Annotated in this window: 17 protein-coding genes and 1 pseudogene; 16 read left to right on the forward strand and 2 right to left on the reverse strand. The window is 63.9% G+C overall.

Going from position 1 to position 19,606, the window contains the following annotated elements:
- Nucleotides 1–47 precede the first annotated feature (47 nt).
- The 4 genes from cysS to IVA87_RS27415 all read left to right on the forward strand — a co-directional run bounded on the left by cysS (nucleotide 48) and on the right by IVA87_RS27415 (nucleotide 4,142).
- Nucleotides 48–1,433 carry a cysteine--tRNA ligase gene (cysS, locus tag IVA87_RS27400; RefSeq protein ID WP_247335974.1) on the forward strand — a complete coding sequence of 462 codons (1,386 nt, stop codon included), beginning with the start codon at nucleotides 48–50 and terminating at the stop codon, nucleotides 1,431–1,433.
- 115 nt (nucleotides 1,434–1,548) lie between these two features.
- Nucleotides 1,549–2,040, forward strand: a complete 492-nt coding sequence (locus tag IVA87_RS27405; protein WP_247295707.1) for a GNAT family N-acetyltransferase — start codon at nucleotides 1,549–1,551, stop codon at nucleotides 2,038–2,040.
- Entirely contained in the window at nucleotides 2,037–3,635 is a 1,599-nt protein-coding gene (gene cimA, locus IVA87_RS27410; RefSeq protein WP_247295704.1) for a citramalate synthase, read from the forward strand. The genes IVA87_RS27405 and cimA overlap by 4 nt, the downstream gene beginning before the upstream one ends.
- 129 nt (nucleotides 3,636–3,764) lie before the next feature.
- Complete coding sequence (locus IVA87_RS27415; protein WP_247295701.1) at nucleotides 3,765–4,142, forward strand: VOC family protein; 378 nt, start codon at nucleotides 3,765–3,767, stop codon at nucleotides 4,140–4,142.
- 3 nt (nucleotides 4,143–4,145) lie between these two features.
- Here the strand turns inward: IVA87_RS27415 and IVA87_RS27420 are convergent, their stop codons facing one another.
- Nucleotides 4,146–4,751, reverse strand: a complete 606-nt coding sequence (locus tag IVA87_RS27420; RefSeq protein WP_247276820.1) for a TIGR00730 family Rossman fold protein — start codon at nucleotides 4,749–4,751, stop codon at nucleotides 4,146–4,148.
- 201 nt (nucleotides 4,752–4,952) lie between these two features.
- On the opposite strand from IVA87_RS27420, the gene IVA87_RS27425 reads away from it, so the two are divergent.
- From IVA87_RS27425 to IVA87_RS27440, 4 genes and pseudogenes are all read left to right on the forward strand, one after another.
- Nucleotides 4,953–6,911, forward strand: a complete 1,959-nt coding sequence (locus tag IVA87_RS27425) for an ABC transporter ATP-binding protein/permease (RefSeq protein ID WP_247295698.1) — start codon at nucleotides 4,953–4,955, stop codon at nucleotides 6,909–6,911.
- 72 nt (nucleotides 6,912–6,983) lie between these two features.
- A pseudogene (locus tag IVA87_RS27430) lies at nucleotides 6,984–7,697 on the forward strand (phosphatidylserine decarboxylase); the annotation flags it as partial.
- 86 nt (nucleotides 7,698–7,783) lie between these two features.
- The gene (locus tag IVA87_RS27435) at nucleotides 7,784–8,668 is read left to right on the forward strand and encodes a phosphatidylcholine/phosphatidylserine synthase (RefSeq protein ID WP_247295693.1); all 885 of its coding nucleotides are present in this window, start codon (nucleotides 7,784–7,786) and stop codon (nucleotides 8,666–8,668) included.
- A gap of 115 nt (nucleotides 8,669–8,783) precedes the next feature.
- Entirely contained in the window at nucleotides 8,784–9,503 is a 720-nt protein-coding gene (locus IVA87_RS27440) for an RraA family protein (RefSeq protein ID WP_247295692.1), read from the forward strand.
- A 17-nt stretch (nucleotides 9,504–9,520) separates the two neighbouring features.
- On the opposite strand, the gene IVA87_RS27445 is transcribed toward IVA87_RS27440, so the two are convergent.
- Nucleotides 9,521–9,814 carry a hypothetical protein gene (locus IVA87_RS27445; protein ID WP_247335977.1) on the reverse strand — a complete coding sequence of 98 codons (294 nt, stop codon included), beginning with the start codon at nucleotides 9,812–9,814 and terminating at the stop codon, nucleotides 9,521–9,523.
- Between the two features lie 100 nt (nucleotides 9,815–9,914).
- On the opposite strand from IVA87_RS27445, the gene IVA87_RS27450 reads away from it, so the two are divergent.
- The 8 genes from IVA87_RS27450 to IVA87_RS27485 all read left to right on the forward strand — a co-directional run bounded on the left by IVA87_RS27450 (nucleotide 9,915) and on the right by IVA87_RS27485 (nucleotide 19,486).
- Complete coding sequence (locus IVA87_RS27450) at nucleotides 9,915–10,739, forward strand: SDR family NAD(P)-dependent oxidoreductase (protein WP_247335980.1); 825 nt, start codon at nucleotides 9,915–9,917, stop codon at nucleotides 10,737–10,739.
- A 198-nt stretch (nucleotides 10,740–10,937) separates the two neighbouring features.
- The gene (locus tag IVA87_RS27455) at nucleotides 10,938–11,711 is read left to right on the forward strand and encodes a MotA/TolQ/ExbB proton channel family protein (RefSeq protein WP_247295686.1); all 774 of its coding nucleotides are present in this window, start codon (nucleotides 10,938–10,940) and stop codon (nucleotides 11,709–11,711) included.
- Between the two features lie 23 nt (nucleotides 11,712–11,734).
- Complete coding sequence (locus IVA87_RS27460) at nucleotides 11,735–12,565, forward strand: flagellar motor protein MotB (protein ID WP_247295683.1); 831 nt, start codon at nucleotides 11,735–11,737, stop codon at nucleotides 12,563–12,565.
- 172 nt (nucleotides 12,566–12,737) lie between these two features.
- On the forward strand, nucleotides 12,738–14,636 hold the full coding sequence (locus IVA87_RS27465) for a potassium transporter Kup (RefSeq protein WP_247295681.1): 1,899 nt from the start codon (nucleotides 12,738–12,740) through the stop codon (nucleotides 14,634–14,636).
- Between the two features lie 138 nt (nucleotides 14,637–14,774).
- A complete protein-coding gene (locus tag IVA87_RS27470) occupies nucleotides 14,775–16,697 on the forward strand; it encodes a potassium transporter Kup (protein WP_247335983.1) in 1,923 nt (640 codons plus the stop codon).
- Between the two features lie 155 nt (nucleotides 16,698–16,852).
- The gene (locus tag IVA87_RS27475; RefSeq protein WP_247295677.1) at nucleotides 16,853–17,179 is read left to right on the forward strand and encodes a rhodanese-like domain-containing protein; all 327 of its coding nucleotides are present in this window, start codon (nucleotides 16,853–16,855) and stop codon (nucleotides 17,177–17,179) included.
- Between the two features lie 7 nt (nucleotides 17,180–17,186).
- Complete coding sequence (locus tag IVA87_RS27480; RefSeq protein ID WP_247335985.1) at nucleotides 17,187–18,368, forward strand: aminotransferase; 1,182 nt, start codon at nucleotides 17,187–17,189, stop codon at nucleotides 18,366–18,368.
- A gap of 5 nt (nucleotides 18,369–18,373) precedes the next feature.
- The gene (locus tag IVA87_RS27485) at nucleotides 18,374–19,486 is read left to right on the forward strand and encodes a polyamine ABC transporter substrate-binding protein (protein ID WP_247335987.1); all 1,113 of its coding nucleotides are present in this window, start codon (nucleotides 18,374–18,376) and stop codon (nucleotides 19,484–19,486) included.
- Nucleotides 19,487–19,606: the final 120 nt, after the last annotated feature.

Below are 19,606 nucleotides of genomic sequence, written 5' to 3' on the forward strand. Positions count from 1 at the left end.
AACATTGAGAGCCTTGGACGCCCGGCCAACAGCCGACGGGTATCCATATGGAATTGCGCCTCTACGATACGCTGAGCCGGGAAAAGCGGACCTTTGTACCGCTCGATGCGAACAACGTGCGCATGTATGTCTGCGGACCGACCGTCTATGACTTCGCCCATATCGGCAATGCGCGACCCGTGATCGTGTTCGACGTGCTGTTTCGGCTGCTGCGCCATCTCTATGGCGAGGCGCATGTCAAATATGTCCGCAACATCACCGACGTCGACGACAAGATCAACGACCGCGCCGCGCGGGATTTTCCCGGCCTGCCGCTGAACGAGGCGATCCGCAAGGTCACTGAGGAGACGGGCCGGCAGTTTCATGCCGACGTCGATGCGCTGGGCGCGCTTCGACCGAGCGTCGAGCCGCGCGCGACCGAGCATATCGGCGAGATGCGCGAGATCATCGAAAAGCTCGTCGCCGGCGGCTTTGCCTATGTCGCTGAGGATCATGTGCTGTTCTCGCCGCAGGCAATGAACGCGGCCAATGCCGGCCTGCCGCGCTACGGCGCGCTGTCCAATCGCTCGCTGGACGAGATGGTCGCCGGCGCCCGCGTCGATGTCGCGCCCTACAAGAAGGGCAACACCGACTTCGTGCTGTGGAAGCCGTCAAAGCCGGGCGAGCCGTCATGGCCATCGCCGGCGGGCATCGCCGCGCAGGGACGCCCGGGCTGGCACATCGAGTGCTCGGCAATGGCCTGGAAGCATCTCGGCGAGCATTTCGACATCCATGGCGGCGGTATCGATCTCGTGTTCCCGCATCACGAGAACGAGGTCGCGCAGACCTGCTGCGCCTTCCACCAGCAGCGCATGGCGAACTACTGGATGCATAACGGCTTCCTGCAGGTCGAGAGTGAGAAGATGTCGAAGAGTCTCGGCAACTTCATCACCATCCATGAGCTGCTGGCGGATTGGCCGGGTGAGGTGCTGCGTCTGAACATGCTGAAGACGCATTACCGCTCGCCGATCGACTGGACCATGAAGTCGCTGGAGGAGAGCGCCAAGACGCTCGACGACTGGTATCGCGTTGCGGCCGACGTCGAACCCGGCAGGCCGGCAGCATCCGTGGTCGAGCCGCTGCTGGACGACCTCAACACGTCCCTTGCGATCGCGGCGCTGCACGGCTTGCGCGGCAGCGACGTGAACGGCTTGGCGGGATCGTTGCGGCTGCTCGGTTTTCTCTCCGAGAGCGCTGCGCAATGGGAAGGCCGCAAGCAACAGGCGAGCGGCATCGATGCGAAGGAAGTCGAACGCCTCATCGCGGAACGGACGGCCGCCCGTCGCCGTAAGGACTTTGGGGAGTCCGATCGTATTCGAAATGAGCTTGCCGCGATGGGAATCGAACTCGTGGATCACAAAGACGGCACGACTACCTGGAAGCTTAAGCGATGAAGCGGCCCGACACGCCTTTTCCGCGGCACTGGCTCTACTACATCGCGCTGAAGATCGCACTGCTCGGCGCGGCCGTGGCGATCGTGCTGAAACTCTATGGGATGTGGTGAGGACGATGGGACAGACTTTGCCAAAGCCCGCACTTAGGCCCTTCCTGCCTGATGATGTGCCGGTGCTCGCCGCGATCTTCACCGCCAGCATCGAGGAGCTGACCGGCGACGATTATAGCGAGGCGCAGCAGCAGGCCTGGATGGAGACGGCGGAAAGCGAAGAGTTCGGCAAGGGGCTCGCCGCCGACCTGACCCTGGTCGCGACGCTGGAAGGCTCGCCCATCGGTTTCGCCTCGCTGCGCGGCAACGATCATATCCGCATGCTCTATGTGCATCCCGGAGTGAGCGGGCAGGGCGTTGCGACCATGCTGGTCGATGCGCTGGAGAAGCTTGCCGGCGGTCGCGGTGCGACGAGCCTCTCGGTCGATGCCAGCGACACCGCACAGGGCTTCTTCGCCAAGCGCGGCTACACCGCCCAGCAGCGCAACAGCGTCGCCATCAATGACGAGTGGCTCGCCAACACCACCATGAAGAAGACGCTCGGAGCGCCGCAATGAGCAAGGAGCGTCTCTATCTGTTCGACACCACGCTGCGCGACGGCGCGCAGACCAACGGCGTCGATTTCACGCTGGCCGACAAGCAAGTCATCGCGGCGATGCTCGATGATCTCGGCATCGATTATGTCGAGGGCGGCTATCCCGGCGCCAATCCGCTCGATAGCGAATTCTTTGCGACCAAGCCCAAGCTTAATCATGCGCGCTTTACCGCCTTCGGCATGACGCGGCGGGCCGGGCGCTCGATCTCCAACGACCCTGGTGTGGCCGGGCTGCTGGAAGCAAAGGCCGACGCGATCTGCTTCGTGGCGAAGTCATCGGCCTATCAGGTGCGCGTTGCGCTGGAGACGACGAAGGAGGAAAACCTCGCCTCGATTCGCGACAGCGTCGCGGCCGCGAATGCCGCCGGCCGCGAGGTGATGCTCGACTGCGAGCACTTCTTCGACGGCTACAAGGAAGACGCGGCGTTCGCGCTCGCCTGCGCCAAGGCCGCCTATGAGGCCGGCGCGCGCTGGGTGGTGCTGTGCGACACCAATGGCGGAACCATGCCTGACGAGGTCGAGGACATCGTCACCGAAGTGACGAAGCACATCCCCGGCGATCACGTCGGCATCCATGCCCATAACGACACCGAGCAGGCGGTGGCCAACTCGCTCGCTGCGGTGCGCGCCGGCGCACGGCAGATCCAGGGCACGCTGAATGGCCTTGGCGAGCGCTGCGGCAACGCCAATCTCTGCTCGCTAATCCCGACGCTGAGGTTGAAGAAGGGCTTTGCCGACGCCTTCGAGATCGGCGTCACAGCCGAGAAGCTGGCAACGCTGGTCAAGGTCTCGCGCACGCTCGACGACATGCTCAATCGCGTGCCGAACCGGCATGCGGCCTATGTCGGCGAGAGCGCCTTCGTCACCAAGACCGGCATTCACGCCTCCGCCGTGCTGAAGGATCCACAGACTTACGAGCACGTCCTGCCGGAATTGGTCGGCAACCACCGCAAGGTGCTGGTCTCCGACCAGGCCGGACGCTCCAACGTCATTGCCGAGCTCGACCGCGCCGGCATTCCTTACGAGAAGAGCGATCCGAAGCTGACGCGCCTGGTCGAGGAATTGAAGGCGCGCGAGGCGGCGGGCTACGCCTACGAATCCGCAAACGCCTCGTTCGAGCTCCTGGCGCGCCGGACGCTCGGGAAGGTGCCGCACTATTTCGAAGTCGAGCAGTTCGACGTCAATGTCGAGCAGCGCTACAATTCGCATGGCGAGCGCGTCACCGTCGCTTTGGCTGTGGTCAAGGTCGACGTCGCCGGCGAGCGCCTGATTTCAGCCGCCGAGGGTAACGGTCCCGTCAACGCCCTCGACGTCGCCTTGCGAAAGGATCTCGGCAAGTACCAGACCTACATCGAGGGCTTGAAACTGATCGACTATCGCGTGCGTATCCTGAACGGCGGCACCGGTGCGGTCACGCGCGTCCTGATCGAAAGCGAGGACGAGAACGGCGATAGCTGGACTACGGTCGGCGTGTCTCCGAACATCATTGACGCTTCGTTCCAGGCGCTGATGGATTCGGTGATCTACAAGCTGGTGAAGTCGGGGGCGCCGGCGTAGCTATCAGGGAGTCATTCCGGGGCGGTCCGCAGGGCCGAACTAAGGTGCGCAATTGCGCACCTGAGAATCTCGAGATTCCGGGTTCACGCTTCGCGTGCCCGGAATGATAGCGGAGAGGGGGAGCGACCAATGATTGACCACATTTCCGTCGGCGTCAGCGATCTCGATCGCGCCGCAAAATTCTACGAGGCCGCGCTATCCGCGCTCGGCCTCACGCGCCTCGTGACGCGGCCGCGGACGGTCGGCTTCGGCAAGGCCTATCCGGAGTTCTGGATCAACTTGCGCGAGGGCATGCCGCACGTCCCGCCGGAGAGCGGCGTGCACATCTGCCTGCGGGCGAAGACGACTGATGAGGTCGATGCGTTTCACGCCGCCGCGCTGTCCGCCGGCGGTGCCTCCGATGGCGCGCCGGGCTTTCGCCCCCACGATCGCGTGCGCTATTATGCGGCGTTCGTGAGCGATCCCGACGGCAATCGCATCGAGGCGGTGACGTTTCCGAGCGCGTAATCCTTACAGCCGGCGTGCCACTTCCGGAGCCATCTGCTTTTCCGCCTCGGCGACCTGGGCGGCGGCTGCCTTCAGCTTCGGTAGAATATCCTCGACGCGATCGGCTTTGAGGATGTCGATCGACAGGCCGGCGCGGATGAACTCGGTCTGGCGCATATGCGACAAGAGCGAGAACAGCGGCTCCCAGAAATTGTCGATGTTGGCGAGCAGCACCGGCTTGGCGTGACGACCGAGCTGCTTCCAGGTCATCTGCTCGACCAGCTCCTCCAGCGTGCCGACGCCGCCCGGCAGCGCCACGAAGGCATCGGAGCGTTCGAACATCAGCCGCTTGCGCTCATGCATGTCGGGGGTGACGATCATCTCCTGCACTCGCGTCAGCGCGTTCTCGCGCAGCCGCAGGAAGTCGGGGATGATGCCGGTGACGGTGCCGCCGTGATCCAGCACGGAGGTCGCGACCGCGCCCATCAGGCCAAGCGAGCCGCCGCCATAGACCAGGCGGATGTTGTTCTCGGCGAGCGCCTTGCCGAATGCCTTGGCACCTTCGGTAAAGTTGGGATTGGTTCCGGGGCCGGAGCCGCAATAGACACAGACGGTTTTGATTGTGCTCATTGGTGCCATGATGCATTGCAGCGAAGAGGCGTCAAGTCCAATCGGTGATTCGGGACTCCCGCAAATCTACCGGCAAATAGCGACAAACAATCGAAGATTCGCCATCTGGCGGGGTGCGCTGGCATCGGGAAGGCTCTATATGACGGGCGAAAATCGAAAATCGTAACGCCGCCCGCATCCGGCGGGCTTTCAGGCTTTTTGATGGACCAACCTCAATCGTTCGACGGAGCCGACGTTCCTGATCCTCCCGCGGGGGAACGGCTGGAGCGGGCCACGCTGATGGGCACGCTGGCGCATCTGTGGCCCTATATCTGGCCGGGCGACCGCTTCGACCTGAAGATGCGGGTGGTCTGGTCGCTGGTGCTGCTGCTCGCCGCGAAGCTGATCACGCTTGCGGTGCCGTTCAGCTTCAAATGGGCGACGGACGCGCTGACCGGCGCCAACACGGCGCCGGTGCAGGCGGACAATTGGCAGCTCTGGGTGATCGCCCCGCCGCTACTGCTGACCGCGAGCTACGGCGCGATGCGCATCCTGATGGCCGTGCTGACGCAATGGCGCGACGGCATCTTCGCCCGCGTCGCCATGCATGCGGTGCGCAAGCTTGCGACCATCACCTTCATTCACATGCACGAGTTGTCGCTGCGCTTCCATCTCGAGCGCAAGACCGGCGGCCTGACGCGGGTGCTCGAGCGCGGCCGCGAGGGCATCGAGGTCATCGTGCGCATGGTGATCCTGCAGCTGATCCCGACCATCGTCGAGGTCTCGCTGCTGATGGCCGTGCTGCTCTGGCAGTTCGATTGGCGATACGTGGTCGCCACTCTGATCACGGTCGCGCTCTACATGTATTACACCTACATCGCGACCGAGTGGCGGATCGGCATCCGCCGCAAGATGAATGATTCCGACACCGAGGCGAACACCAAGGCAATCGACTCGCTGCTCAACTACGAGACCGTCAAATATTTCAGCGCGGAGGCGCGCGAGGCCCAGCGCTATGACAGGTCGGTGGCGCGTTACGAGGAGGCGAGCGTCCGCACGTATACTTCACTCGCGGTGCTCAATACCGGCCAGGCCGTGATCTTCACGCTCGGCCTGACCGCGACCATGCTGATGTGTGCGATCGGCGTGCGCAACGGCACCAACACGGTCGGCGATTTCGTGCTGGTCAACGCCATGATGATCCAGCTCTACCAGCCCCTGAACTTCATGGGCATGGTCTATCGTGAGATCAAGCAGGCGATCATCGACATTGAGAAGATGTTTGGTGTGCTGGGCCGCGAGGCCGAGATCAAGGACGCGCCCGATGCGCAGCCGCTGGTCGTCTCTGCCGGCACGGTGCGCTTCGACGACGTGCGCTTTGCCTATGAGCCGACGCGGCCGATCCTGAAGGGCATCAGCTTCGAGGTGCCGGCCGGCAAGACGGTCGCGATCGTCGGCCCCTCGGGTGCGGGCAAATCGACGATCTCGCGGCTGCTATTCCGTCTCTATGACGTCTCCGGCGGAAAGATCCTGATCGACGGCCAGGATCTCCGCGACGTCACGCAGGCTTCGCTGCGCGCGTCCATCGGCATGGTGCCGCAGGACACCGTGCTGTTCAACGACACCATCCGCTACAACATCCGCTACGGCCGCTGGGACGCCAGCGATGTCGAGGTCGAGGAGGCGGCGCGGCTGGCACAGATCGACCATTTCATCCGCTTGGCGCCGATGGGCTACGAGACCCAGGTCGGCGAGCGTGGCCTGAAGCTCTCCGGCGGCGAGAAACAGCGCGTCGCGATCGCGCGCACAGTGTTGAAGGCGCCGCCTATCCTGGTGCTCGACGAGGCTACCTCGGCGCTCGACACCCACACCGAGCACGAGATCCAGGGCGCGCTTGACCGCGTGGCCAAGAACCGCACTTCGCTGGTGATCGCGCACCGGCTCTCGACTATCGTCGGCGCCGACGAGATCATCGTGCTGGATCAGGGCCGTATCGCCGAGCGCGGCACCCACGCAAAGCTGCTCGCACAGGGCGGCCTCTATGCCAGCATGTGGAACAGGCAGCGCGAGGCCGAGGCGGCGCGGGAGAAACTGGCCAAGATGGCCGACAGTAGCGAGGCGCCCAACCGGGAGCCGCCGCCGGTCAATGATTCCCTGACGGCGCCTGCGGCGGCGGAGTGACCTTGTCTCGGGTGCCAACTCTGGCCTAAACAACTCCACCGCGCGGGACGGCCCCGTGCGCCGTCAACCCTTCAGCGGCAGAGAGCGATGTCCATTCTCGATTCGATCCAGCGTCAGATCCCGCCGATCCACAAGGAGGGCTATCCCTTCATCGGCGGTTTCGCGCTGGCAAGCCTGATCCTATTCTGGCTGTGGTCCCCTCTGGGGTGGATCGGCACGATCCTGACCGTGTGGTGCGCGCTGTTCTTCCGCGATCCCGTCAGGGTCACTCCGGTGCGCGAGGGGCTCGTGGTGTCGCCGGCTGACGGCCGCGTCTCGATGATCACCATGGCGCTCCCCCCGGCCGAGCTCGGGCTCGGCGACCGGCCGTTGCCGCGCATCTCGGTGTTCATGAGCGTGTTCAACTGCCACGTGAACCGCAGCCCGATCGCGGGCAGGGTGGACCGTATCGCCTACCGGCCCGGCCTGTTCATCAATGCCGAGCTCGACAAGGCGAGCGAGGACAATGAGCGCAACTCGCTGGTGATCACGACGCCCACGGCGCGGATCGGCGTGATCCAGATTGCCGGCCTCGTGGCCAAGCGCATCGTCTGCTTTGTCAAGGAAGGGCAGGCGATTGGCGCCGGTGAGCGCTTCGGTCTTATCCGCTTCGGCTCGCGGCTCGACGTCTATCTGCCGGTCGGTACCAAAGCGCTGGTATCGGAAGGGCAGACCGCGATCGCCGGCGAGACGATTTTGGCCGATCTTGCCGGGGACGACCCCAGCCGCACCTATCGCACCAATTAACCAATAAGTCGTTCCAGGGAACGTTCCGCCGCAATGGCGGAGGGGAGCGCGGCTTGCTATATCTCGCTTTGAGGTGAGGACGAGCCATGACGCCCTACGATTTCAAAGATCCTGACGCGCGCCGGCGGCGGTTCCGTCCGATTCCGGTGCGGATGCTGGTGCCCAACGTCATCACGCTGCTGGCGATCTGCGCCGGCCTGACCTCGATCCGGCTGTCGATTGAGGGGCGGATGTCGCTCGCGGTCTATGCCATCGTGTTCGCGGCCGCGCTCGACGGCATCGACGGCCGCATCGCGCGCATGATCAAAGGCCAGTCCAAATTCGGCGCCGAGCTCGACAGCCTCGCCGATTTCGTCAATTTCGGCGTTGCGCCCGGCCTGATGTTGTATTTCTGGCAATTGCACGAGCTCGGCAATGCCGGCTGGATTGCCGCGATGGTGTTCGCGATCTCGGGCGGCCTGCGCCTGGCGCGCTTCAACGCCACCATGGACGATCCGAACAAGCCGGCGTTTGCGGCCAACTTCTTCACCGGCGTGCCGGCGCCGGCCGGCGCGATCACCGTGCTGCTGCCGATCTATGTCGCGTTCCTCGATTTCGGACGCTGGCCCGCGGCGGTAACGGCAGCCTACACGCTCTTGATCGCCTTCCTGATGGTGTCGCGCCTGCCGGTGTTCTCCGGCAAGACCAAGCGCATGCGCGTGCCGCCCGAGCTGGTGCTGCCGGCGTTCGTCGCCGTCATCGTCTTCATCGCGCTGTTGATCGCCTATCCCTGGCACGTGCTGTCGATCGGCACGGTGCTCTATCTGCTCTGTCTGCCGCTCGGCTACAAATCCTACCGCGATCAGGCGCGGGCGATGGAAACCACCGCGCCGGCGGGAGGTGAGGTCGCGTCACCGCCTTCGGCGCCGACGCTGGCGAATTTGTCCGAGCCGCCGCACGACGACGACGACCGGCCCGGACGGCTGCACTAAGCGGCACACGCGGATATCTGCCATGAGTCCCGCTGAGTTGGGTTGATGCCTGATCTCGGCTATATCGCCCTGCGGCACCGCGCCAACAGCGGCCGCCAATCTGGGAGAGAACGCCGTGACCAATTCCGCGACCGGGCCGCTGCCCGCTTCCGTCCTCGAAGCGCTGGGCCGCTATGATACGCCGACGATCTGCAATGCCATGGAGATCGTGGCGCCCGAGCGCCGGCTGATCGGCTACACCACCAAGCAGCTTGTTTGTCCGTTCCCCGATCTGCCGCCGATCGTCGGTTATGCCCGCACGGTCACTATCCGCTCGGTGCTGAAATCCTCGCTTCCTGCTGAGGAGCAGTCCAAGCGTCGCATCGACTATTACGAATATGTCGGCACCGGCCACGGTCCGCGCATCTCGGTGATCCAGGACATCGACGGCCCCGACGTTGGCTACGGCGCGTTCTGGGGCGAGGTGCAGAGCAACGTGCACAAGGCGCTGGGCTGTCTCGGCGTCATCACCGACGGCTCGATCCGCGACATCCCGCAATGGGCTCCGGGCTTCCAGGCCTTGGCAGGCTCGATCGGGCCGTCGCATGCCTGGGTGCATGCCGAGAGCTTCGGCGGCGAGGTGCGTGTCGCCGGCATGACCGTCAAGTCGGACGACCTGATCCATGCCGACCAGCACGGCGCCATCGTGATCCCGATCGACGTCGCGGCAAAGTTGCCCGAGGCAGCCGAGCTCTGCGGCCGCCGCGAGACCCCGATCCTCGAGATCGCTCGCAGTCCCGACTTCTCGCTGGAGAAGCTGAAGGCGGCGCTGAAGCGCTCGGCGGAGATTCACTAGACGCGCGACGGAGCGGCCTACGGTCGCGGCGCCGACCGTGGGCCGCCTTGTTCCGTCAGAAACAGGGCGGCCTGATCCGGCTCGCCGAACACCGCGGCGGCGCATCCGATCAGGGTGAAGCCGCCCGCAAGATCCCACAGGGTGATGTCCTCCGCATTGTCCGGGAGATGAATCAACCGCGCCGCGATCATGGCGAAGCCGGCCTCGACAAAAAGCAGGGCGCTGAACGCCGGCAGCACCAGCTCCGGCTCGAGCAGATGCAGCGCCAGTACCGCCGGCAGCCCAGTGAGAAGACTGAACAACGTCAACATGGCAAATCGGCTCCTGCGATGGAGCATGCCGCATAGCTACAGAGTACCGCATGATGGCGCGTCACGGATGTGACGCAGGGCCGCAGTTGGAGGACGCGCAATGAGGATGAAGGGCAAGACGGTTCTGATCACCGGCTCGACCGACGGCGTCGGCCGCTACGTTGCAGGCCGGCTGGCCAAAGAAGGTACGAGGGTCCTGATCCATGGCCGCGACGCGGCGCGTGCGAAGACCTTGAGCGACGAGATCGTGAAGGCCGGCGGTATCGCGCCGACTTTCTACCAAGCCGACCTGTCATCGATGTCGGGCACGCGTGCGCTCGCGGAGGCCGTGAAACGTGACCACCAGCGCCTCGATGTCCTCGTCAGCAATGCCGGCATCGGCTCGCAGAATGACGGCCCGCAGCGGCAGGTCAGTGCCGAGGGGCACGAGCTGCGATTTGCCGTGAACTATCTCGCCGGTTTCCTGCTCGTCCATCTGTTGCTGCCATTGCTGAAGGCGGCCGCGCCGTCGCGCATCGTCAACGTCGCCTCGCTCGGCCAGCACCCGATCGAGTTCGACGACGTCATGATCACCAGGGGCTACAGCGGTTCGCGCGCCTATGCGCAGAGCAAGCTCGCTCAGATCATGTTCACGATCGATCTGGCGCAGGAATTAAAGAGCACCGGCATCACCGTGAACGCGCTGCATCCCGCGACCTACATGAACACCACGATGGTGCGCGCCGGCGGGATCACTCCGATGTCGACGGTCGAGCAAGGCGGTGCAGCCATCCTGCACCTTGTCGCGGCCGACGACGTCGCTGATAGAAGCGGATTGTTCTTCAACGGTATGAACGAGGCACGCGCAAATCCGCAGGCCTACGACGCCGACGCGCGCAAGCGCCTGCGTGCGCTCAGCCTGGAGCTGACGGGGTTATCGTCCTAGCGACCGTTATGGTTAGCGAAGTGTTGAGATTCCCGCCGCCCACCGGCAATCGCTGCGCCTGCGGCGCGCCGTACCTCGCTGTCCAGACTTAACCTTTACGCGGCTTTAAGGGCGGCGCTCTAGGGTTCCGATGCGGTTCGGGGTTGGGCCGCGCCAGCGGCCAGGACGGCCGTTGTCGTGTACGCATTGGAGTCTCCCATGGATATCATGACGAGCGTCGGGCTCATTGCGGGCACCATCGTCATCGTTGCGATGATCTTCATGGGCGGCGATCTCCACATGTTCATCTCCGAACATGCGATGATCATCATTTTCGGCGGCTCGATCTCCGCCACCATGATCCGCTTTCCCCTCAGCGCGCTCCTGCATGGGCTTCCGCTCGGGGCCAAGTTCGCTTTCACCATGAGCCGCCTGTCGGCCCACGACCTCGTTGACGAGCTCGCCCGCATCGCCGAGATCGCCCGCAAGCAGGGCCCGGTCGGCCTGGAAAAGGTCGAGACCGACGAACCCTTCCTCGCTAAGGGCATCCGCTACGTTGCCGACGGTTACGACCTCGACTTCATCCGCGACAATCTCGAGCGCGACCGTGACAACTTCCTGATGCACCTCGATGAGGGCAGCAAGATCTACCGTGCGATCGGCGATTGCGCCCCGGCCTTCGGCATGATCGGCACACTGATCGGCATGGTGCAGATGTTCGCCAACATGACCGACCCTTCCAAGCTCGGCCCGTTCATGGCGACCGCGTTGCTCGCGACCCTCTACGGCGCGCTCGTCGCGAACCTGTTCTGTCTGCCGATCGCCGACAAACTTCACGGCAAGCTGCTGGATGAGGAGACTAATCGCACCCTGATCATCGACGGCATCCTGATGATCCGCGACTCCAAGAGCCCGACCTTGGTGCGTGAAATGCTGCTGGCCTATCTGCCGGAGAAGCACCGTCAGGCCGACGGCGAGCCGGTGCCGGCCTGATCGCGCGCGCCGGGATCTAGACCATGGCCAAGAAGAAACGCGGCGATGCGCACGGCGGCGGTCACGGCTGGTTCGTGACCTTCGCCGACCTGATGGGCCTGATGATGAGCTTCTTTGTGATGCTCGTCGCGTTCTCGACCCAGGACGCCAACAAGTTGAAGATCGTGGCCGGATCCATGCGCGACGCCTTCGGCGTGCAGAGCGAAGCGCGCTATGCCGGCATCGTCGAATCCGACGGTCTGCCGACGCGGCCGCGGCTGAAGAACGTCGACCACATCCAGCCCGAGGACGCCTCCAACACGCCGACGCCTGACCAGGATGATCGCGACCGTACCTCGGGGGCGAAGATCAAGGTCGACCGCAATTTCGCGCTCGCCGCGGCCTCGCTGCGCCAGGCGTTGCAGGACATGCCGGAACTGACGGAAATGTCCAAGCACATCATGTTTGAAGAGACCAAGCAGGGCCTCAACCTCGAGATCGTCGACCAGGATGGCCGCTCGATGTTCGCCGACGGCTCCAAGGTGCCTTACGACCGCACCCGCCGCTTGGTCGAGAAGCTCGCGATCCCGCTCAAGGCGACGCCGCTCCGCGTCTCCATCGCCGGCCACACCGCGGCGGGATTTGTGCCGGTCCGCAGCGACTACGGCGCCTTCGACCTGTCGGCCGACCGCGCCAATGCCGTGCGCCAGATCCTCGAACGCGAAGGATTGCCGCCGTCGCACATCTTCGCTGTCTCGGGCAAGGCGGACACCCAGCCGCTGTTTCCGGACGATCCCTCGCTCGCGGCCAATCGGCGGGTGACCATCACCCTGATGCGCGAAGATCCGCCACTGCCGCCGAATCTGAAGCCGTAGAGGACTTGCGCTACCATCTTACCTGAGGCATCTCGTCGCGCTGGGGCGAGCGTGACCGCGCCGTCACAGCATCGGGCTCAGCGCCTGCTATGGTGGTGAGCCGGTTGACAGGCCCGCCGGAAGCGTCAAAAGGCGCCGGATCAAATTCAGGGACGAAGCGTTCTCCACCCTCATGACGGCGAGCATCACATCGACCGAGACCCAGGAAGGGCCGGTCACATCAGGTTTTTGGGCCCTTACGCTCGGGAGCATCGGCGTCGTCTTCGGCGATATTGGCACCTCGCCGCTCTACGCCTTCCACGAGGCGGTCAGAGGCGCGGCCCATGGCGAGCCGGTCTCGCGGGTTATCGTGCTCGGCGTGCTCTCGCTGATCCTATGGGCGCTTCTGATAGTCGTCACCGCCAAATACGTCCTGCTGCTGCTGCGCGCCGACAATAACGGGGAGGGCGGCACGCTCTCCCTGATGGCACTCGGCCAGCGTGCGCTCGGGCGGCGGAGCTGGTTCCTGCTCGCGCTGGGCGTAGTCGGCGCCTCCATGTTCATCGGCGATTCCATGATCACGCCGGCGATCTCGGTGCTCTCGGCGGTCGAGGGTCTCAAGCTCGCGACCCCTGCGTTCGAGCACTACGTCGTGCCGCTCACGGTGCTCATTCTCGCACTGCTGTTCGCCGTGCAGAGCAAGGGCACCGCGCTGGTCGCCTCGGCCTTCGGGCCGGTAATGGTGGTCTGGTTCACCGTCATCGCGGTGATGGGAGCTGTCCACATCGCCGACGACCCCTCGGTGCTGGCGGCGATTAATCCCTATTACGCGGTGCAGTTCGTGCTGTCGCACGGCACGATCGGCCTTGTCACACTCGGCGCCGTGTTCCTGGCTGTGACCGGGGGCGAGGCGCTCTATGCCGACCTCGGCCATTTCGGGCGCAAGCCGATCCAGTCGGCCTGGATGTTCTTCGTGCTGCCCGCGCTCTTGATCAACTATTTCGGGCAGGGCGCGCTGGTGCTGTCCGATCCCAGCGCGATCGAGCATTCCTTCTATCGCATGGTGCCTGAAAATCTAGTGCTGCCGCTGGTCGGGCTTGCGACTGTCGCAACGGTGATCGCGAGTCAGGCGGTGATTACGGGCGCCTATTCGCTGGTCTATCAGGCGGTGCAACTCGGCCTGCTTCCTCGCTTCGAGGTGCGCTACACCTCGGAGACCCATGCTGGCCAGATCTATCTGCCGCGCGTGAACCGGCTGCTGCTGATCGGTGTGATGCTGCTGGTGCTGCTGTTCCACACCCCCAGCAATCTGGCTTCGGCCTATGGCATCGCAGTCTCCACCACCATGGTCGCCGACGGTATCATGGGCTTCATCGTGATCTGGAAATTGTGGAACTGGCGCGCCGCCACGGCTGCGGCCGTGATCATGCCCTTCGTCGTCGTCGACCTAAGCTTCTTCAGCGCCAATCTGCTCAAGCTGCTCGAAGGCGCCTGGGTGCCGCTGCTGTTCGGCGTCGCCATGGCGGGGACGATTTGGACCTGGCGAAAAGGCTCGGGGATCCTGATCCAGAAGACGCGCCGGATCGAGGTGCCGCTGGACGACCTGATCCGGAGCCTGGAGAAGCGGCCGCCGCACATCGTCAAGGGCACGGCCGTATTTCTGACCAGCGATCCGTCGTTCGTGCCGACGGCGCTGCTGCACAATCTCAAGCACAATAAGGTGCTGCACGAGCACAACGTGATCCTGACCATCGAAACCGCCCATACGCCGCGGGTCGACCTGTCCGAGCGATTCCGCATGGAAAAGATCAGCGACAAGTTCTTCAAGGTCCGCCTGCGCTTCGGCTTCATGGAGCAGCCGAACGTGCCGAAGGCGCTCGCGATCGCGCGCAAGCAGGGTTGGCAGTTCGACATCATGTCCACGTCATTCTTCGTGTCGCGGCGATCGCTGAAGGCCTCGGCCCAGTCGGGCATGCCGCTGTGGCAGGACCACCTCTTTATCGCGCTGAGCCGGTCGGCCAACGACGCCACCGACTATTTCCAAATTCCCACGGGGCGCGTGGTTGAAGTGGGGACCCAGGTCACCATCTAAATGCAACTGCCGGAGCCATGCAAATTTGCATGCCTAAGGTCCGGAATCGGGCTATGCTATGCCGGTAGCGCAGGACTATAAGCCGCGCGCCCTTCCGCCATTGTGCAGTGAAGCATTTAGAGGCCACCAGGCTCTCCCATGACAAGCGACGTAGCGATTTCCGCCCCGGAAACGGCGGCGGCCAATGGCGATGCCCATACCACTGCCCGTTTCGGCGCGCTGGCGCTCGGCAGCATCGGCGTCGTCTATGGCGACATCGGCACCAGCCCGCTCTACGCATTCCGCGAGGCCGTGATGGCGGCTTCCGGGGCGGAGGGGCTACCGACACCGGCGGCCGTGCTCGGCGTGCTGTCGCTTATCGTGTGGGCGCTCATCGTCGTGGTGACGCTCAAATACGTCGTGATCCTGCTCCGCGCCGACAATAATGGCGAGGGCGGCACGCTGGCGCTGATGGCGCTGGCCCAGCGCGCCGTCGGAACCGGCGGAGCGACCGTCGTCCTGCTCGGTATCATCTCCGGCGCCCTGTTCTACGGCGATGCCGTGATCACGCCCGCACTTTCGGTGCTGTCAGCGATCGAAGGCATGAAAGACGTGACGCTGCGGTTCGAGCCCTACATCGTGCCGCTGACTGTGGCGATCCTGGTCGGCCTGTTCGCCGTGCAGTCGCGCGGCGCCGCCCGGGTCGCCGCCTTCTTCGGCCCGATCATGTGCGTCTGGTTTGCGGTGATCGCCGCGGCGGCGGTCCATCCGATCATCGCGCAGCCGCAGGTGCTGTACGCGCTGAACCCGCTCTACGCCGTGTCATTCATGCTTCAGCATGGCGTCATCGGCTTCGTGACTTTGGGCGCGGTGTTCCTGGCGGTCACCGGTGCTGAGGCGCTCTATGCCGACCTCGGCCATTTCGGCAAGCGGCCAATCCAAGCGGCCTGGCTGTCTATCGTGCTACCATCGCTGGCGCTGAACTATCTAGGGCAGGGGGCGCTGGTCCTCAGCGATCCCGGGGCGATCGTGAGTCCGTTCTTCCAGCTCTTCCCGCAAGGTTTTGTTCGCGGCAGCATGGTGGTGCTTGCCACCATGGCCACGGTGATCGCGAGCCAAGCCGTCATCACCGGCGCCTATTCGCTGACGCGCCAGGCGATCCAGCTCGGGCTGCTGCCGCGCTTCGAAATTCGCCATACGTCAGAGGCCCATTCCGGCCAGATCTTCATCCCGCGCATCAACCAGCTGCTGCTGGTTGCGGTGGTGCTGCTGGTGCTCCTGTTCCGCTCCTCCAGCGCGCTCGCCTCGGCCTACGGCATCTCCGTCACCGGCACTATGGTGGTCACGGCGATGATGGGCTTCGTCGTGATCTGGAAGGTCTGGCGATGGTCGCCGTTCGCCGCCGCCGCGCTCATTGTGCCGTTTCTGTTCCTCGACCTGACCTTCCTCGCCGCGAACCTGCTGAAGGTGTTCGAGGGCGGTTGGGTGCCGCTGGCGCTCGGCGCGCTCATGATCATCCTGATGTACACGTGGCGGCGGGGCAGCCGGCTGCTGTTCGAGAAGTCGCGCAAGCTCGAATTCCCGCTCGCCGACCTCGTGGCGATGCTGGAGAAAAGGCCGCCGCAGCGGGTGCCCGGCACAGCCGTGTTCCTGACCTCGGACCCACTCAGCGCGCCGACGGCGCTGATGCATAGTCTGAAGCACTACAAGGTGCTGCACGAGAAGAACGTCATTCTCACCATCGACACCGCGCAGACCCCGCGCATCGACCCGGCCGACCGGGTGCGACTGGAGCAGATCTCACCGACCTTCTCAAAGGTGACGCTGAAATTCGGCTTCATGGAATCGCCCAACGTGCCCAAGGCGCTGGCGATCGCGCGCAAGCTCGGCTGGCAGTTCGACATCATGTCGACCTCTTTCTTCCTGTCGCGGAGGGCGCTGAAGCCGGCGGCCCATTCCGGTATGCCGCGCTGGCAGGACCGACTGTTCATCTCGCTGAGCCGCTCGGCGAACGACGCCACCGACTATTTCCAGATCCCCTCCGGCCGCGTGGTCGAGGTTGGAACGCAGGTCACGATCTAGGCAGCCAACCGACGCTGCGCTTCAAGTCGATGCGATTTAGCTTTAACTTGCGCCGCTCAGCTCAAGCCATTGTAGCGCTTGATTTTCGTCGGCCGAGAGGCGAGGTTGCCGCCGGCCGGGTGCCCCGGCCAATAGGCGCGACGTTGGAGGATGATGTGGCAAATCAGGTACAGGATCTGACCCCGGACGAGGTCTCCAAGGGTGTCGCGGAAGGCCGCTATCTGCTGGTCGATGTCCGCGAGCCGAACGAGGTCGAAGCCGAGGCCTATCCTTACGGCCTCGTGGTTCCGCTCTCGACCTTCGATCCCAAGGCGATCCCCGATCCCCAAGGCAAGCAGGTCGTGTTCGCCTGCCGATCGGGCAAGCGCTCGGTGACCGCCTCGCTCGCGGCGCAGGCGGTGGGCCTGCCTTACGACAAGCATCTGGCCGGCGGCATGCTGGGCTGGAAAGCGGCCGGTCTTCCCAGCAAGGTGGGCGGCTGAGCTCGCGATGACGACCAAGAGCTCGTCGCTGAACAAGGTCTTCGCCGACCTTCCCGTCACTATCTTCGAGGCGATGTCGCAGGCCGCGCGCGACAATGCCGCAATCAATCTCGGCCAGGGTTTTCCTGACGATCCCGGCCCCGAGGACATCCGCCGGGCCGCGGCCGATGCCTCTCTGCACGGCTACAACCAGTACCCTTCGATGATGGGCCTGCCGGAGCTGCGTCAGGCGATCGCAACCCATTACGGGCACTGGCACGGGCTCAAGCTCGATCCGATGAGCGAAGTGATGGTGACCTCCGGGGGCACCGAGGCGCTGACCTCGGCAATTCTCGCGGTGGTTCAGCCCGGCGACGAGGTGGTCTGCTTCCAGCCAGTCTATGATTCCTACCTGCCGATCATCCGACAGGCGGGCGGCGTTCCGCGCCTCGTCCGGCTCGAGCCGCCGCACTGGCGGCTGAATGAGGACATGCTGAAAAGCGTCTTCAATTCCAAGACCAAGGCGGTGCTGTTCAACAACCCTTTGAATCCCTCCGCGGTGGTGTATCCGCGCGAGGACCTCGAGCTACTGGCGCGCTACTGCCAAAAATTCGACGTCATCGCGATCTGCGACGAGGTCTGGGAGCACGTCACGTTCGACGAGCACAAGCACATCCCGCTGATCACCATCCCCGGCATGCGCGAGCGCACGATCAAGGTCGGCTCGGCCGGCAAGATCTTCTCCCTGACGGGGTGGAAGATCGGCTTCGTCTGCGCCGCGCCGCCGCTCTTGCGCGTCGCCGCCAAGGTGCACCAGTTCTTGACCTTCACCACCGCGCCGAACCTCCAGGCCGCCGTCGCCTCCGGCCTCGGCAAGCCCGACGACTACTTCCTGTCGATGCGCAAGGACCTGACGCGGAGCCGCGACCGTCTCACCAAAGGGCTGGAGAGCCTCGGTTTTCCCGTGCTGAGGTCGCAAGGCACCTACTTCCTCACGGTCGATCTGTCGCCGCTCGGGCTGAACGAGAGCGATACCGAGTTCTGCTGGCGGATCGTGAAGGACTACAAGGTGGCGGCGATCCCGGTGTCGGCCTTTTACGAGCAGGACCCGGTGACCTCAGTGGTGCGCTTCTGCTTTGCCAAGAAGGATGAGACGCTCGACACAGCACTCGAGCGGCTGTCGGATGCGGTGCGCGGGCGCAAGAGGTAAGGAAGATGACGAATGTCGGCCGCTTCAGGCTTTGCTTCGCTCTCGCAATCGCCGCAGCGCTGACGTTGCTCTCCGCCCCTGCAAGTGCGGAGGAACGGGTCGTCAACTTCTACAACTGGTCCAACTACATGGCGCCGGAGGTCCTTGAGAACTTCACCAAGGAAACCGGCATCAAAGTGGTCTACGACACCTTCGATGCCAACGAGACGCTGGAGACGCGCCTGATGGCCGGCAAGTCGGGCTACGACGTCGTGGTGCCCACCGCCTATTTCCTGCAGCGCCAGATCAAGGCCAATATCTTCCAGAAGCTCGACAAGTCGATGCTGCCTAACTTGGCCAACGCCTGGCCTGTGGTGACCGAACGCCTCGCGATCTATGATCCCGGCAATGTCTACGCCGCCAACTACATGTGGGGTACGACGGGCATCGGCTACAATGTCGCCAAGGTGAAGCAGATCCTGGGGCCGGATGCGAAGATCGACAGCTGGGACATCGTCTTCAAGCCCGAGAATTTGACCAAGTTCAAAGATTGCGGGGTGCACATGCTCGACTCCGCCCACGATATCTTTCCGGCAGCGCTGAACTATCTCGGGCTCGATCCGAACTCGACCAAGCAGGCGGACCTGGAGAAGGCTGCCGACGTCGTGGCAAAAGTCCGCCCGTCCGTGCGCAAGTTTCACTCCTCCGAATACTTAAGCGCGCTCGCCACCGGCGAGATCTGCTTCGTGGTCGGCTGGTCCGGCGACATCATGCAGGCCCGCGCCCGCGCTGCGGAGGCCAAGAGTGGCATCGAGATCGGCTATGCCATTCCGAAAGAGGGTGCACAGATGTTCTTCGACAATCTCGCGATCCCCGCGGACGCCAAGAACGTCAAGGAGGCTTACGAGCTGATCAACTATCTCTACCGCCCCGATGTTGCCGCCAAGAACTCGGACTTCCTGTCCTACGCCAACGGCAACCTCGCCAGCCAGAAACTGGTCAACCCAAAGATTTTGAACGACAAGAACATCTATCCGGACGAGGCGACGCTTTCGAAGCTCTTCGTCATCACCGCGCGCGAGCCGGCGACGCAGCGCATCATCAATAGACTCTGGACCAAGGTGAAGACGGGGCGGTGAGGAGCACGCCCATCATTGCGAGCGAAGCGAAGCAATCAAGAATCTTTCTGCAGAGACAATCTGGATTGCTCACATGGGGGTTTGGTGTGTCAAGATTTATGATCAGCTCTTTGTTCGATT

Source organism: Bradyrhizobium sp. 147 (assembly GCF_023073935.1).
In the GTDB taxonomy this organism is placed as follows: Bacteria; Pseudomonadota; Alphaproteobacteria; order Rhizobiales; family Xanthobacteraceae; genus Bradyrhizobium.